Below are 13,624 nucleotides of genomic sequence, written 5' to 3'. Positions count from 1 at the left end.
GTCCGTTAAGTGCCTGCCCGCCAAAAAACGGACATTGCTCATTCAAACGATTTCAGGGTTTTGCCACGTCAATAACGGCGCGAAGCTTTGGCGCTAGGGACGCGCGCTTTGGATAATAGAGAAATGATCCGTCATATTCGGCCGCCGATTGCGGCATTAGCCACTTAAGGCTCCCTTCGCGCAGGTACCGGCGCGCCAGCGGTTCGGCAACATAAGCAATACCTACCCCTGCCAAAGCCAAGCTGAGCGCCTGCATTCTATCTGTCACCAAAGCTGTTCCCGATACATCGTGCGCCCAAAGGTACCCGCTTCTGAGACAAACCGGGTCGTGGGCCCGAAGCGAATGCAAGTCCTATAACATGAATGCGCCGCGCCGCCGTGCGACCGGGGTAGCCGAGTTGACGTAGTGGCATCATTGATAATCAACGTGATTGAACTAAAATATACCCACGATTCTCGATCGTGTCGAACGTGCGCATTCCCTTGATGAGGGTCGCCACCGGCATCCAGACCCAACCGGCGCTGGCAGGGTTCACGTCCATAACAAGCACCGAGTCGGAATCGGCGTCATATGCCCCAAGAGGTGAAATGTGGGCGCCGCCTGGTTGGCCGACCTCCGATCGTCTGTAGTTGACGATTACGTAGTCGCCAGCGCGCTCGAGGTTTTCCTTGAAATCAGCTCGAATTTCCGCCTCAGGCTTTTCGTCATCAACCACGACGAGCCGAGTGGCAAGACCGTTCGCAGTCAGTAATTCGTCGAACTGACGCAACTGATAGCCGCCATCCCTAATCTGCTTTCCATTCAGGGTGACGGGCTCTCCAAGAACCTGTGCGCGTGTCTTATGGCCCTTGCTAATTACGTTGTCTTGGGTGAAGCGCGGGACCGTCAAGTCGAATCCGTTCGGCAGATACTGAAGGTCTTCAGGATGCAGTCTGCTGTGATCACGGGGAAGATCCTGGCTTCTGGCGCGTACCGTGTTCAGCACAATTGCTGCAGTGGTGGGACCGCAGAAGGCGATGTTCGATTGCGGCTCAAATTGATTCGCCAGGGCAGGGAAGTCGATCTTTCCCACCGCCCGGGCCAAGCGGGCGAGACCTTCATCTGAGGTAAAAGGTACAAGTGCTTGTACAGCAGGCGGGGTGAATACATCGCGTGCCAGCGTTTGGGGAACAAACGCAATAGCCAGATAACACGCAAGGGCAACGCGAGCGAGGAGTGACATTGTTTTCTCCAGGTCTGCAGGATTACCAAAGTTCTTCTTGATTTAGGTGAGAGGGGCAGTTGAGCAAATAGCCCTCCAAAAATAACGCTTCCGAATGACGACCCTCCCTGGCCGGCAAAGGCAGGCAGCACTCGGTGGATCTGATTTCGTTAGACGTCCGATGCCGAAGTTAGCTTAAACTTGCTCATGATGGAGTGGAGCGAGAATTTAATATTTTCAGCCAGTTAGAAGTAGCGTGAGCACGTGCGTGCACCGGGAGGTCAAAGAAAATCTACGGACGGCTAACGCGAGCAGCTTTCGAAACGCTCGTTGGTGCCGGCGGTGTCTCGGAGGCGGCTGATCTCGTTCGCGACGCGGATATTGGCGAGACCAATCTATGCCAAGTCCCAATTCGCGGAATGGGCGCTTGTCGAACGGCCGCTTCTGGCTGCAAGCGGCCGTTCATTGTGAATAAGCGTCCAAGAGGGCCCTCTCCACCGGTAGATGAGGTTTCAAAATTCGAGGCACGCGCACTTCGCTAAAGCTAGAAGCGGGATATGGAGCTCGCAATGCGCTGATCGCCCCGGCCTCGCTTCGTCCCAACGAACCAGCTTTCCTCGCGTGCGAGCGCTGCCAGTTGCGGTACCAGAGGATTGTCGCTTGCTCGCAGATAGGCCGCCGAATATTCCATATCCATCGCGCTAGAGTCCTCAAGCAAAATCTTGAGTGCACCGGCAGCAAGGTCTTCCGCGAAGAGGTCTGCTGGAAGCAGGCTGATCCCGATCCCACGCCTAACGAGAAGTAACATCACGCTGAAGCTGTTGCAGCGATGGATGAAGCGAGGGCTGAGGCCGGCCTCCTCGAACCAATTCACCATCAAATGATAGACGCTTGCGTCTTGTGGCATGCCGATAGTCGGAAGCTCCGCAAGTGCGGCTGCCGTAAGATTGCGATCCGGTGGGCAAAATCGAGGGTGGCCAAGCCATTTCAAGGCGCAACTCCCGAGTGAAATGCGAACCGAGCCCAACAGATCGACCGGGCCTGGCAATAGCGCAATGTCGATCTGACGCCGGGTGAGCTTGGCTGCCAGGCCGCCCGCAAGATCGGCGTCGATCTCGAGACGCACTTTCGGAAATCGCTGCTCGATTCGAGCGACGAAACTTTGAAACCAGGTTAGCGCGATGCTCTCCACCACGCCGACACGGATGGTGCCGACTTCAGCATCTTGGCCGGCGGCCGCCTTCATCATCGCGACTTCCGAGAGAACGCGCTCGGCGCGCTCCAGACAGCTTTGGCCCAGCGCAGTCAAAGCGACGTTGCGGCCCTGCCGCCGCAGCACTCTGGCGCCGAGCTCGCGCTCGAGCTCCTGGATGCGCCGGGTGACGGCCGGCTGAGTAAGGTTGAGATGTTGCGCGGCGATGAGCTGCTGCCGGTTTGATGGACACCCAGATTAGGTGTTTCATGAAGCCGGAGGTGGCGATGAAAAGACGGAAGTTCAGCCGCGAGTTCAAGGTCGAGGCGGTCAAGCTAGTGCGGGAACGTGGGGTGTCGGTGGCGCAAGCCGGCCGTGACCTGGATGTTCATGAGAACGTACTGCGCAAATGGGTGAAGGAGTTGGGCTCCGACCCGGCGCAAGCCTTTCCCGGCCACGGGCAGATGAAGCCGGAGCAGCAGGAGATCGAGCGGCTGCGCCGTGAGGTCGCCAAGCTGAAGGCCGAGCGGGATATCCTAAAAAAGGCCGCAGCCTACTTCGCGAAGGAAGCGACATGAAGTTCGCCTTCGTCGCGAAGCACCGGACGATCTGGCCGGTGGCATGGCTATGCGATGCGCTGGGAGTGTCGCGGTCGGGCTTCCATGCCTGGCTGAACCGCTCTCCCAGCGCCAGATCCCGCAGCGACGAGGAGCTCGGCGGCAAGGTCAAGGCCAGCTTCGCCGCCAGCGACCGCACCTATGGCGCACGCCGGGTGTGGCGTGACCTGCTCGCCGATGGGGCGGATTGCGGCCTGCACCGGATTGAGCGGCTGATGCGCCTGCAAGGCTTGCGGGCGCGGCCGCGACGTCGGCGCTTGCCGAAGGACAGCGGCGATCGACAGCTCGAGACCGTACCGGCGAACCTCCTTGACCGGCAGTTCGCCGCCGAGCGGCCGAACCAGAAGTGGATCGCCGACTTCACCTATCTCTGGACGGCCGAAGGCTGGCTCTATGTCGCAGCGGTGATCGACCTGTTCTCACGCCGCGTGGTGGGCTGGTCGATGAGTGCCGCCATGACGGCACAGCTCGTGACGGACGCATTGTTGATGGCCGTCTGGCGGCGCGGAAAGCCGGATGCGCTGTTGCATCACTCCGACCAGGGCAGCCAGTACACCAGCGAGCAGTTCCAGCGCCTGATGGCCGACCACGGCATCGTTTGCAGCATGAGCCGCTCCGGCAACGTCTGGGATAACGCGGCGATGGAGAGCTTCTTCTCCTCGCTCAAGACCGAGCGTACGGCCAACAAGATTTATCGAACCAGAGATGAGGCACGCGCCGATGTGTTCGACTACATCGAACGATTTTACAACACGACCCGCAGGCACTCGACCATCGGCTATCTCAGCCCCATTGAGTTCGAGCGCAAGGTGGGATTAGCTTAACCGGGTGTCCATCAAACCGGCAGCAGCTCACGGCGCCGATACCGCCGAGCCGCACAACCCACAAAAGCGTTTCGAGATGACGTGAATCCATTTCAAATCATAAAATATGCGCATGAATTGAATGTCCATCTTTCATTTGTAATCGTTGCGTGACGCGAACAATATTCACGAAGGCGGGCTAATTTTTGCGATAAGGAAATCCCATCCATGCGTAGTCTGCATAGATTGCAGCCAATAGGCGCAATTTTTGTGCTTGCTCTGGCGCTTCTTTGCGCAGTTCGGCCGGCGCCGGCCCATGCTGACGATACGGCCTGCGAGCCCACCAAGCTGGCGGCGAAGTATCCCGGATTGGCCGGCAAGACCATCAAGATTGGCCAGGATGGCGAGAGCGTGCCGTTCAGCCAGCGCGACCCGAAGGATCTGACCAAGCTGATCGGGCTCGATGCCGATCTCGCCCGCGCCACATTCGCTTGTGTCGGCGTGCCCATCGATTTCACCATCGGCACCTGGTCGGGTCTGATCCCGGCGGCGATGTCCGGCCAGGTCGATATCATGTGGGACACCCTGCTCTACACGCCCGAGCGGGCTAAGAAGCTTGACTTCGTCGTCTACATGAATGCCGCGACCGGAATGCTTATCGCAAAGGGCAACCCTAAGAGCGCCCACACGCTGGACGATCTCTGCGGGTTGACCGCGACCACCCAGCTCGGCACCACGCAGGAAGCGATGCTGCGCGAGGCGAACGCCAAATGCACCGCGGCCGGCAAGTCCGCCGTGACGATTATCCTGTCGCAGGACATGCCGAGCAGCCTGCGCCTGGTGCAGAGCGGGCGCGCCGACCTCGCGGCGGTCAACAAGTTCGTCGGCGACCGCATGATCGCCTCCAGCCCGGACAAGGTGCAGAGCGCATTCGACGTTGTCACCGGGGCCAAGATTTCGGTTGGTATCGCGAAAGGCAATCCTGACCTCGTGAAGGCGATCAAGGATGGACTCGCGACGATCCGCGCCAACGGTACCGAGAAAGCGATCTACGAGAAATACCAGGTGGACTACAGCCTGACGACAGAGCCCACCGTACTGACCGAGTGATCCGATCGGCATGTGCCGATCAGATGCGTGACCTAAGCGGACCAAACTTATGACCACTGAACTGACGAGCGTGCAGAAGCACGTCGATCCCATGCGCGTGCTGGAGATCGAACAGGCGTTGCTGCGCATTCCGAGCTCCGCATTCGAAGAACAGTCAATTGCGGATCATCTGGCGGAGCGGATGACTGACATCGGTCTCGACGTCATGATGATGGAGGTCCAGCATCCGTTCAATTCGGCATCGAAGAGCCGGCAGCCGGTCGGCATCTTACGCGGGACCGGCGGCGGATCGTCCCTCATGCTCAATGGGCACATGGATCCTGGCGTCGAAATGCCCGGATGGTCGGTCGATCCCTATGGCGCCAAGTTCGAGGATGGCTGGATTTGGGGCATGGGCGCCCACGACGACAAAGGCGGACTGACCGCGGCTTTCTGTGGCTTGGAGGCAGTGATCAAGTCCGGCACGCGCCTGAAAGGCGATGTGCTACTGTGTCCCGTCGTCGCGCACAAGCTCGGCGGCGCCGGCACGCGGGCGCTGCTGAAGAGCGGCATCCGCGCCGATCTCTGCATCAACATGGAGCATTCCAACAACACCATCGCCAACGTCTGCGTCGGCATCCTCATGGTGCGCATTCGCGTCGAGGCGCCGGAACTGTTCTTCCGCTACAGCGCGGAAGCCAAGGCTCAATATTGGAATCCGATCGAGCAGCTCTGCGAGGTGATCCGCCGAATAGGACCGAGTCTCGATCCGATTCCGGAAGGTGGTTGGATGAGCTTCACGTCGCATCCGGAGTTGCCGGGATTTCCGACCCACACATTCGACACCTTCCATAAGGAGCACTACTACCAGAAGAACCTGTCCGGTCTGCACAGCAAGCAGGCCGAGCTCTTGTTGCAATTCCGTACGGTGCCGGGTCAAACCATGCAGAGCGTGACCGCTGATCTGACGGGGCTACTCGAAGGCATCAAGCGCGAGCATCCGGCGTTCAATTATTCGTTCGAGCTGCCAGCCAAGGGCACCAAGAACGGCTGGTGTCAGGAGCCGATGGCGTGTTCGTCCGACCATGCGCTGGTGACGACGTTGGCCGAGGGACAAATGCGCGCCTCCGGGGCGCCGGCTGTGATCGGTGGCTGGGGCCGGCTCGGCAATGTCGGCGACGGCAACATCATCGCGGCTCTCGGCATCCCGACAGTGCAATATGGTCCCGGCGATATCCGCATCTACAAGGAATGGCCGACGGCAGATGAGCGGGTGCTGTTGTCCGATCTGGTAACGGCGGCGCAGACCGTCGCGCATGCGACGGTCAAACTATCCGGATAATGATCTAGGAACGGGATGAGCGCGATGAGTGAGGCGATGGCCGCCGAGAAGAAACTGGTCTCCGGTCCTGCCGCCTTGGCCGGGCTGGCAGTTCTGGTTGCGCTGGTGGCGGCAGCCGCCGGCCTCCACGCAGGGATGCTGCCCGAGCCGGTCATGGAAGTGCTGGGCTACGTCTTCTCGGCTTTCCTGCTCGAGGGCGCGGTCAACGCCCTGAAGATCGCGGCGCTTGCGATGGTCGGCGGCATCGGGCTGGGGCTCGGCCTGGCGCTGATGCGCCTTTCGCCGTTGGCGCCAGTGCGCGGGGCCGGGTGGCTCTACATCTGGTTCATGCGCGGCACGCCGCTGATCCTGCAACTGGTGTTTCTGTACGACGCGTTGCCGGCAGTCGGCATCCGGCTCGACAGTTTTACGACGGCGTTGCTCGGCTTCACCCTCAACGAGGCCGCGTTCTGCGCCGAGATCATCCGTGGCGGCATTCTCTCCGTCGACCGCAAGCAGACCTTGGCTGCGGCGTCTTTCGGCATGGGGCCGTTCCTCACCATGCGCCGAATCATCCTGCCACAAGCGATGCGCGCGATCCTGCCGGCGATGGCCAATCAGGTGATCTCGCTGATCAAAGGCACCTCGATTGCCTCCGTAATCTTCGTCAACGAGCTGACGTTCCGCGCGCAGCAGATCGTTGGCCAAAACTTCAAGTTTTTCACCGTGTTCGCGGCCGCCGGCATTCTCTACCTCGTGCTGACCAGCGCAGTCGCGATCGCGCAGTTTTATCTCGAACGCAATTTCAGCGCCGATCGGAAGCGTGAAGCCAAGGCCGTGGTGCAGTCCGCCGTGTCGCCCACGGCGTGGACCGACGCTGTCAAGGCGGGACCGTCCGAGGCAACCCGGGACGAGGCGTTCGTTGTCCTGCAGAACGTGCAGAAATCCTACGGGAGCCGCGCAATTCTCCGCGGCGTTGATCTGACCATCAAGCGCGGGGAAGTGGTGGTCCTGATGGGGCCGAGCGGTTCAGGCAAGAGCACGCTGCTGCGGCTCGTCAATCATCTGGAGCCGCTCGATTGGGGCGAGATCACCGTCGACGGCAAATATGTCGGCTATGCCAGACAGCCCGGGGGCGGCTTGGCGCCGACCCGCAATCTCGCTAAGGCACGCGCAGATGCGCGGATCGGCATGGTATTCCAGCATTTCAATCTGTTCGATCATTTGACCGCGCTGGAAAACATCGTGGAGGCGCCGATGCGGGTCTATGGCGAGCCCGCGGACAAGATGCGCGCGCTCGGCCTCAGCCTGTTGAACGCGGTCGGCCTTGCCGCCCACGCAGATCATCTGCCGCATCGGCTGTCCGGCGGCCAGCAGCAGCGGGTTGCGATCGCACGCGCACTCGCGATCTCACCGCGGCTGATGCTGTTCGATGAGCCGACCTCCGCGCTCGATCCAGAGCTGGTCGGCGAGGTGCTGGCCGCGATCAGGCGGCTCGCCGAAGCCGGCATGACCATGATGATCGTGACGCATGAAGTGCGGTTCGCGCGCGAGGTCGCCGACCGCGTGATCTTCATGGACGAGGGCGTGGTGGTCGAGCACGGTTCGCCTGAGCAGGTACTGGATCGTCCGACCCAAGAACGGACCCAACGCTTTCTCAGGCTGGTTGAGCCGCATTGACGCCGCGTTGCAAAGCAATTTCGTATCAGGAGAACAAAAATGAAGGCCGCCGCCAAAGATTTCGTGCAGCTCGCTCGGCTGGAGCGGGAGATGGATGCGCAAGGGTTGGATGCCATTGTCGCGCGCGCCGGCGTCAATTTCACCTATCTCACCGGCTTCGCCTATCCAGGCACCTTGGCGCGGCACCTTGATCTCGCGGACTCGCCGCGCGGCGTCTATCTGGTCTGGCCGCGGAAGGGAGAGCCGCGCATCGTCGTCAACGCGATCGCCAAGGATCTGCCGGAGCGCGATTCCTTTGTCGAGCATTTCGACGTCTATGAAGGCTACACCGAACCGCCGATCGAGCGGCTTGCCAAGACCCTCGGCGATATGGGGCTCACCGATGGCAAGGTCGGCTTCGAGACCAACTTCATCAACGCGGCTGATTGGGAGGCATTACGCGACAAGCTGCCGAAGATGCGCACATCAGATTGCGTCGCTCTGATGGATCATGTCCGGGCCGTGAAGACCAAGGCGGAGCTCGCGCGCTTCAAACTTGGGGCCGACATGCTCGACGATGCTTACCTAGCGTGTTTCCCTACCGTGCGGCCCGGCATGCGCGAGCGGGATCTGCATGCGGCGTTAATGGCCTATTGCCTCTCGCACGGGTCGGAATTTACCCACGGCATTCTCAATTCCTCGCGCAACACGATTTCCTATGGCGGCGAGAGCGATTTTGCCTTTGCCGCGGGCGACGCGATCCGGACCGACTATGTGACCTACGTGAAAGGCTATCCTGGCCACCAGTCACGCTGCGCCGTGGTCGGCAAACCGTCGGAGGAGCAGCGCCGCGAATACGCCGTCATCCGCGACATCTATCGCGCCGCCAACGAACAACTGGTGCCGGGAAAGACTGCGGGCGAGGTCTACCGCTTCGTGGTGGAGCGGTTCGCCGCAAAGGGCAAGGTATATAAGTCGATGCTGGCCGGTCATAGCGTTGGTGCCTGGTGGCATCAGCAGGAGCCGGTGATCTCGCGCGACAATCCGCGGCGGCTGGAAGAGGGTATGGTGATCGCGATGGAACCCCACATCAACCACTGGCACATTCAGGATATGCTGTTGATCGGTCGGAACGGTCCCGAACTGATATCAGACAAGTTTCCGACCGACGAGATCTTCTCGTGCGTATGAGGCTCCAAGCGGCAGGGCAGCAGTAATTCTTCACGCAGGATGAGCAGCCGGTGTTTTCCTCACGAATTTTGCGTCAGCCGAGGAACTACGAGAGGGAAAAGAGGGTTGCGCAAGTGCTTACCGGCCACATGCAATAGAGGTTTGTACGCCTGGAGGCGGTGAGCATGGCTCGCCGGCCGCCATACACACGGGACGGCGCGGACTGACGGCCGCCTACATGCTCGCGGAAGTCGTCGGCGGTCTGGTCACTCGTACCCGGCGTTTTCTTGATCCGAAAGCTGGTTGCGAATGCGTTTGCATCTTTTTTACGCGAAGACGACTTGGTCGAGCATCTGATCCTGTCCCGCGGGCGAACCGGCGATCATGTCCTTCGCCTCGTCGGCTTTTTCCAGAACGATCGCGTCGATCTCCTCGACACGCTTGATCGTGTGGCCCCGGGGGACGCAACTGCCGCCTGACCACCCAACAGTACGCGCGACTATGTCTAATTGGCTGGCCAGCGTAGGGCTGGATCTGCCCCTGTGCGGCACACGTTCACTACGCCGAACACGGCGACCCTCATTTACCCGTGAACAAGCGTCTAAGAGTGACCCCTCGAGCGTTAGTTAGATCGATGGCTTAGCGCGCCAATCGGCGTCTGGACCCCACGCCGATTAACGCCGAGCCGGAACAATGGCTGCGCGACCGCGACCTCTACCGTCAAGCGACGACGCGACCCGGTGCAAAGATCCCGCCCGCATGGCTCGTTGGTTCGGAAGGTACGCGCATGTCGACGTTGGACGTGACCGGGAAGGGTCTGTTCACCGTCGTGACCGGTCTCGCCGGTTCCGCTTGGAAGGACGCGGTGCGCCGCCTCAATCTGCCGTTCCTGCGGATCGTCGTGACGGGTTCGCCCGACGCGCAGGACCTGTACTGCGAGTGGCAGCGCGTCCGCGACATCGAAGAGGCCGGAGCGCTGCTTGTGCGACCCGACGGGGTGGTGACTTGGCGCGACAAGGAAGGGACGCCCGACCCCCAGGTTGCCGCCGAAAAACTGAGCGCGGCGATCCGTGCTGTGCTCGACTTGCAAGATCTCTCCACGATCTCGCAAGAGAAGCAGCCCGAGCCATCGAAGCCCAACGGCCCGCCGCTGTTCGCCTGAAAGCCAGCCGGCGAGACACAGTCACGCGACGCCGGAAGAAGGCAAACAGATCCCGGACATGATCGCAGGTTCGAAGTTCGTCGTCATGAACCGGTATACGGTATTCGCCTGCATCTCGTCGTCGACGGCGGACGCCATGGTGCACCCGATGCACAATCGGCAGATAGAACTAGAGTCTCTTGGGCACTCGATAGCGTCCTCCACTGATCACGATTTGAGGTGGACGGTGGAATCGATTGAAGTCGCCGCAACGCGCCTGCGAGAAGCATACACAGTGGGGCAAATTCCCCGTTGCGCTCTGCGCTGGGTCCTTTGGACGCTACCAAAGCCTATGCGATCCAAGCAGCGAACACCAGCATTGGGTCGCTCAGGGGCGTCGCATCGTAGGCCGAAAAGTGGGCTTAACGGCGAATACCAGTAACGCGCCGAAGAGAAGTTCGCCGTTGCAAACGGCGTGTTCGCGCAGACAACGCTTCATTTTACGGCGTAGCTCAAATGGTGGGTTTTGGTCTTGAAAACTGAAAGTGCTTTATCTTTAAATGGGGATTGACTGACACTCTCTCCGCCGCGAACAAAGTCATCGGACGCCGGGTGGACTTGATAGTCATCAGCCCGGCCGCACCGGCAATCCAAGCCACGTGACACTGCATTTTCTATCCACGCAGTGGCAGTACCGACTCGAAACTGCTGCTGCGGTTTCCTTCGATCTTCCTCTCTCTCTTGGCGATCTTCTCGACGGCGTCCGAGAGATAATCGGGGTGATGATGGCCATAGGTATTGAGCAGAATGTCAAGCGACATGCCCAGGTAGCCCGCTGCCTGCCACGGATCGGCGCCGCGCTGCATCAGCCTGAAAGAGCTTCTCCCCCTGTCGCGAGCGAGAGGCGTTACCGCGGAAGGCGCGACGGGACGAAACGGCCCGCCCACATGGCCGAGTGGCTAATTGTCGGGGATTAAAACCGCCAATCAAGAAACAACCGGCAATAGCTGGGTTGGAATGCATCATCGAGCGGACCTCGGCAATGATCGGTGACTGAGAGTGCTTCATGCTCCCGCCTGGTTTGGCAGCCGCACCCAATGTGCCGCTTCTTTTTCGATCGACGCGACGAGCAAGGTATCGTCACAGATGACGACGGAATGTTGCTTTCGGACTTGGAAGCTGCGCAAGACGAAGCGGCTCGCGCGCTCGGAGATTTCGCGCGAGGCGAGGCGCGGCGGGTTAAATCTGCCGCCGGAATTGGGCGCCAATTGGCAATTGAAGTGCGCAACGGGGACGGCGCGGAATGCACGCAACATTTTCGTTTGAGATTAAGCGCGTACAGTGAGGCCGCCTTAGTTGGTGGCCTTTCCCGCCAGCGCAACAAACCGTTTCAACGGAGGCATATGCCTAGCAGCCGATTCAGGCCGTGGTCAGCAGAAGACGACATGCTTCTCATTGCGCTCACGGGGATTGCCGGAATGACGCAGCGAGAGATAGCCATCCATCTCGAAGCTACTGTTAGATGCCGACTGACGTTGGTCAGGAAGGACAGGTAGGCATCGATCGGTCAGCACAAGCACAACGCCGCCCAAGCGGAATATAGGTCGCTTGGCGGCGTTGGGTCGACATCGGGCCCCTGAAATCCCCCGAAGTCGGGTGCTAGATCGACGCAGTATCTGTCGGATCAATCGTCGATCACGAGTTCGACGAGGAGCTCCGGTGCACTTGATCGGGCCATTCATTACGGGTCCCCTCTGGGCCGACGCTGAGAACAGGAGCATCTTGGACGCAACTGGCGTGTTCTTTGCGGACTGGGCGCCGGCGTCGCGTGGTCGATGCCTTTACATCGTGCGGCTAAAAACGCTTCCCGTCGCCCAGCATTTTGGAGACTAAGTCGGCGCCAACTCCCACTCTTCGGCCAGCAACTTACGAAGGCCGGTGTCGAGATGACGGAAGTCGGCACCGACGCTCACCGAAAACACTTGCGCGGCCTGGTTCATGCGGGGAATTGGGTTGGGGCTCGCCTCGCCATCATCTGATTGTCAAATCCCCCACCGCACCTGTAGAGTCACGATTGGGAGGAGGCTTTTCCGTGGTGGCGGGGAGGCCGAGACGATCATGTTCGAAGGACACGATCCTTATCTCGTCGCGCTCTCGGTGGCGATCGCGATCCTGGGCGGTTATACCGGTTTCGGCCTCGCCGCGCGCATCCGCGGTACGCCGGATGCCGGGCATCGCCTGCTGCTCGCGGGTGCAGCATTCTTTCTCGCCGTCGGTATCTGGACCATGCATTTCGTCGGCATGTTGGCGGCGCCGCTGCCGGCCGGCACGGTCTATCTGGTTTTGCCGACCATTGTCTCATTCCTGATCTGCGCGCTGGTGGTTGGCATTTCGCTGTTCTTTGTCAGCATCGGCGAGCCGTCCATGCTGCGGGTGGTGTCATCGGCGGTATTGCTCGGGCTCGGCATCGCCAGCATGCATTATGTCGGCATGCACGGACTATCCGGCGACTTCGCGATGAGCCATGCCGCTGGAATGGTAGTGCTCGCAGTCGCGATCGCCATCGCTGCCGCTTATGGCGGCCTACGGGCGTTTCTTGCGCGGCAAGGCGGCGTGCAACTGATGCTGAGCGCGGTCGCGTTCGGTGTTGCAGTCTCGGGCATGCACTACACCGCGATGGCGGGGATGCGGGTCGTTTCGCCCTCGGCGACTGCGCACCACCACATGGATGGTCTGGCCGCATCACCCCAGATCTTGTCGCTGGTTGTGGCGCTGCTCTGCTTTGTGATTACGGCCGGTTTCTTGCTGTCACTGGTGCCCGATTCGCGCCGGAAGGGCTCGTCGTCCGCCGCGGAGGTTGCAGCGGCGGCTATCGACATCCCGATTGGGGATGGCGGCGCGGTCCCGACTAGCCCGAAGTTGCGGCCGATCCCGCTTGGCGGCATCGGCCAGCCGCCCCGTCCCGCTCCCGCTCCCCGACTACCAGTTGAAGGTGCCGACGGCACCCATTTCATCAACGCTGCCGACGTTCGCAGTGTCCGGGCCGATGCCCACTACACCAAGGTCCATGACGGGACTCGGGAGCGGATGTGCCCGTGGTCGATCTCGGAGGCTGAGGAGCAGCTCGACCCGAGCCTGTTTGTTCGGGTGCATCGCAGCCACATCGTCGCTATCCCGCATGTCAGCTTCGTCCGCAAGGAAGGAGATGGCGCGGTCATCGAACTGGATGGCCCATCGCCGCATCGGGTTCCGGTCAGTCGGGCCAAGATCGCCGAGCTGAAGGCACGACTCGGGCTGGCGCGCCGTATGGCCTGAACGGGTTCTCTGTCTCGTTGGGGCGCAGACACTGACGCATTTCGTGTACTTCTGGCCGCATTTGGTGCGAATTTCACGCTCCTGTGCCCTTGTCATTGCGGGTGAATCCACCCGG

Annotated in this window: 13 protein-coding genes; 9 read left to right on the top strand and 4 right to left on the bottom strand. The window is 60.7% G+C overall.

From position 1 onward, the window contains the following. Nucleotides 1–52: 52 nt before the first annotated feature. The 3 genes from ACVIGB_RS18820 to ACVIGB_RS18810 form a co-directional block, all read right to left on the bottom strand. The gene (locus tag ACVIGB_RS18820; RefSeq protein WP_456721512.1) at nt 53–268 is read right to left on the bottom strand and encodes a LysR substrate-binding domain-containing protein; all 216 of its coding nucleotides are present in this window, start codon (nt 266–268) and stop codon (nt 53–55) included. Nucleotides 269–422: 154 nt separating this feature from the next. Then, entirely contained in the window at nt 423–1,223 is an 801-nt protein-coding gene (locus tag ACVIGB_RS18815) for a phytochelatin synthase family protein (protein WP_456721513.1), read from the bottom strand. A 523-nt stretch (nt 1,224–1,746) separates the two neighbouring features. Beyond that, nucleotides 1,747–2,622, bottom strand: coding sequence for a LysR family transcriptional regulator (locus ACVIGB_RS18810; protein WP_456725136.1), 876 nt, complete (start codon nt 2,620–2,622; stop codon nt 1,747–1,749). Nucleotides 2,623–2,681: 59 nt separating this feature from the next. Between ACVIGB_RS18810 and ACVIGB_RS18805 the strand changes: the two genes are divergently transcribed. The 7 genes from ACVIGB_RS18805 (at nt 2,682) to ACVIGB_RS18775 (ending at nt 10,215) form a co-directional block, all read left to right on the top strand. After that, nucleotides 2,682–3,835 (top strand): IS3 family transposase gene (locus ACVIGB_RS18805; protein WP_456725137.1). Its coding sequence is split into 2 segments (ribosomal slippage): nt 2,682–2,931 and nt 2,931–3,835, totalling 1,155 coding nucleotides; the frame shifts between segments, so codons are not numbered across the junction. Nucleotides 3,836–4,042: 207 nt separating this feature from the next. Further along, nucleotides 4,043–4,924 (top strand): ABC transporter substrate-binding protein, encoded by an 882-nt coding sequence (locus ACVIGB_RS18800; RefSeq protein WP_456721514.1) that lies wholly within the window; start codon nt 4,043–4,045, stop codon nt 4,922–4,924. Nucleotides 4,925–4,973: 49 nt separating this feature from the next. Next, nucleotides 4,974–6,245 carry a M20 family metallopeptidase gene (locus ACVIGB_RS18795; RefSeq protein ID WP_456721515.1) on the top strand — a complete coding sequence of 424 codons (1,272 nt, stop codon included), beginning with the start codon at nt 4,974–4,976 and terminating at the stop codon, nt 6,243–6,245. 24 nt (nt 6,246–6,269) lie between these two features. Further along, nucleotides 6,270–7,904 carry an amino acid ABC transporter permease/ATP-binding protein gene (locus tag ACVIGB_RS18790; protein WP_456721516.1) on the top strand — a complete coding sequence of 545 codons (1,635 nt, stop codon included), beginning with the start codon at nt 6,270–6,272 and terminating at the stop codon, nt 7,902–7,904. A 39-nt stretch (nt 7,905–7,943) separates the two neighbouring features. Continuing rightward, on the top strand, nt 7,944–9,074 hold the full coding sequence (locus ACVIGB_RS18785; protein ID WP_456721517.1) for a M24 family metallopeptidase: 1,131 nt from the start codon (nt 7,944–7,946) through the stop codon (nt 9,072–9,074). A gap of 320 nt (nt 9,075–9,394) precedes the next feature. Beyond that, the gene (locus ACVIGB_RS18780; protein WP_456721518.1) at nt 9,395–9,532 is read left to right on the top strand and encodes a hypothetical protein; all 138 of its coding nucleotides are present in this window, start codon (nt 9,395–9,397) and stop codon (nt 9,530–9,532) included. Nucleotides 9,533–9,711: 179 nt separating this feature from the next. Further along, complete coding sequence (locus tag ACVIGB_RS18775; protein ID WP_456749374.1) at nt 9,712–10,215, top strand: aromatic-ring hydroxylase C-terminal domain-containing protein; 504 nt, start codon at nt 9,712–9,714, stop codon at nt 10,213–10,215. A 653-nt stretch (nt 10,216–10,868) separates the two neighbouring features. On the opposite strand, the gene ACVIGB_RS18770 is transcribed toward ACVIGB_RS18775, so the two are convergent. Next, a complete protein-coding gene (locus ACVIGB_RS18770; protein WP_456721519.1) occupies nt 10,869–11,060 on the bottom strand; it encodes a hypothetical protein in 192 nt (63 codons plus the stop codon). 231 nt (nt 11,061–11,291) lie between these two features. Between ACVIGB_RS18770 and ACVIGB_RS18765 the strand changes: the two genes are divergently transcribed. Together ACVIGB_RS18765 and ACVIGB_RS18760 are read left to right on the top strand one after the other, a co-directional pair. Continuing rightward, complete coding sequence (locus ACVIGB_RS18765) at nt 11,292–11,750, top strand: DUF6894 family protein (RefSeq protein ID WP_456749182.1); 459 nt, start codon at nt 11,292–11,294, stop codon at nt 11,748–11,750. A gap of 562 nt (nt 11,751–12,312) precedes the next feature. After that, a complete protein-coding gene (locus tag ACVIGB_RS18760; protein WP_456725140.1) occupies nt 12,313–13,509 on the top strand; it encodes an MHYT domain-containing protein in 1,197 nt (398 codons plus the stop codon). Nucleotides 13,510–13,624: the final 115 nt, after the last annotated feature.

The organism is Bradyrhizobium sp. USDA 4341 (assembly GCF_054063755.1).
Note: the sequence above shows the minus strand (reverse complement) of the source record. Positions and strands in the feature narration are given on the sequence as shown.

Coding starts and splice junctions, on each gene's coding strand:
- ACVIGB_RS18760 (WP_456725140.1), top strand. CDS start 12,313: ATGTTCGAAGGACACGATCCTTATCTCGTCGCGCTCTCGGTGGCGATC.
- ACVIGB_RS18785 (WP_456721517.1), top strand. CDS start 7,944: ATGAAGGCCGCCGCCAAAGATTTCGTGCAGCTCGCTCGGCTGGAGCGG.
- ACVIGB_RS18790 (WP_456721516.1), top strand. CDS start 6,270: ATGAGTGAGGCGATGGCCGCCGAGAAGAAACTGGTCTCCGGTCCTGCC.
- ACVIGB_RS18765 (WP_456749182.1), top strand. CDS start 11,292: ATGTGCCGCTTCTTTTTCGATCGACGCGACGAGCAAGGTATCGTCACA.
- ACVIGB_RS18795 (WP_456721515.1), top strand. CDS start 4,974: ATGACCACTGAACTGACGAGCGTGCAGAAGCACGTCGATCCCATGCGC.
- ACVIGB_RS18800 (WP_456721514.1), top strand. CDS start 4,043: ATGCGTAGTCTGCATAGATTGCAGCCAATAGGCGCAATTTTTGTGCTT.
- ACVIGB_RS18815 (WP_456721513.1), bottom strand. CDS start 1,223: ATGTCACTCCTCGCTCGCGTTGCCCTTGCGTGTTATCTGGCTATTGCG.
- ACVIGB_RS18770 (WP_456721519.1), bottom strand. CDS start 11,060: ATGCAGCGCGGCGCCGATCCGTGGCAGGCAGCGGGCTACCTGGGCATG.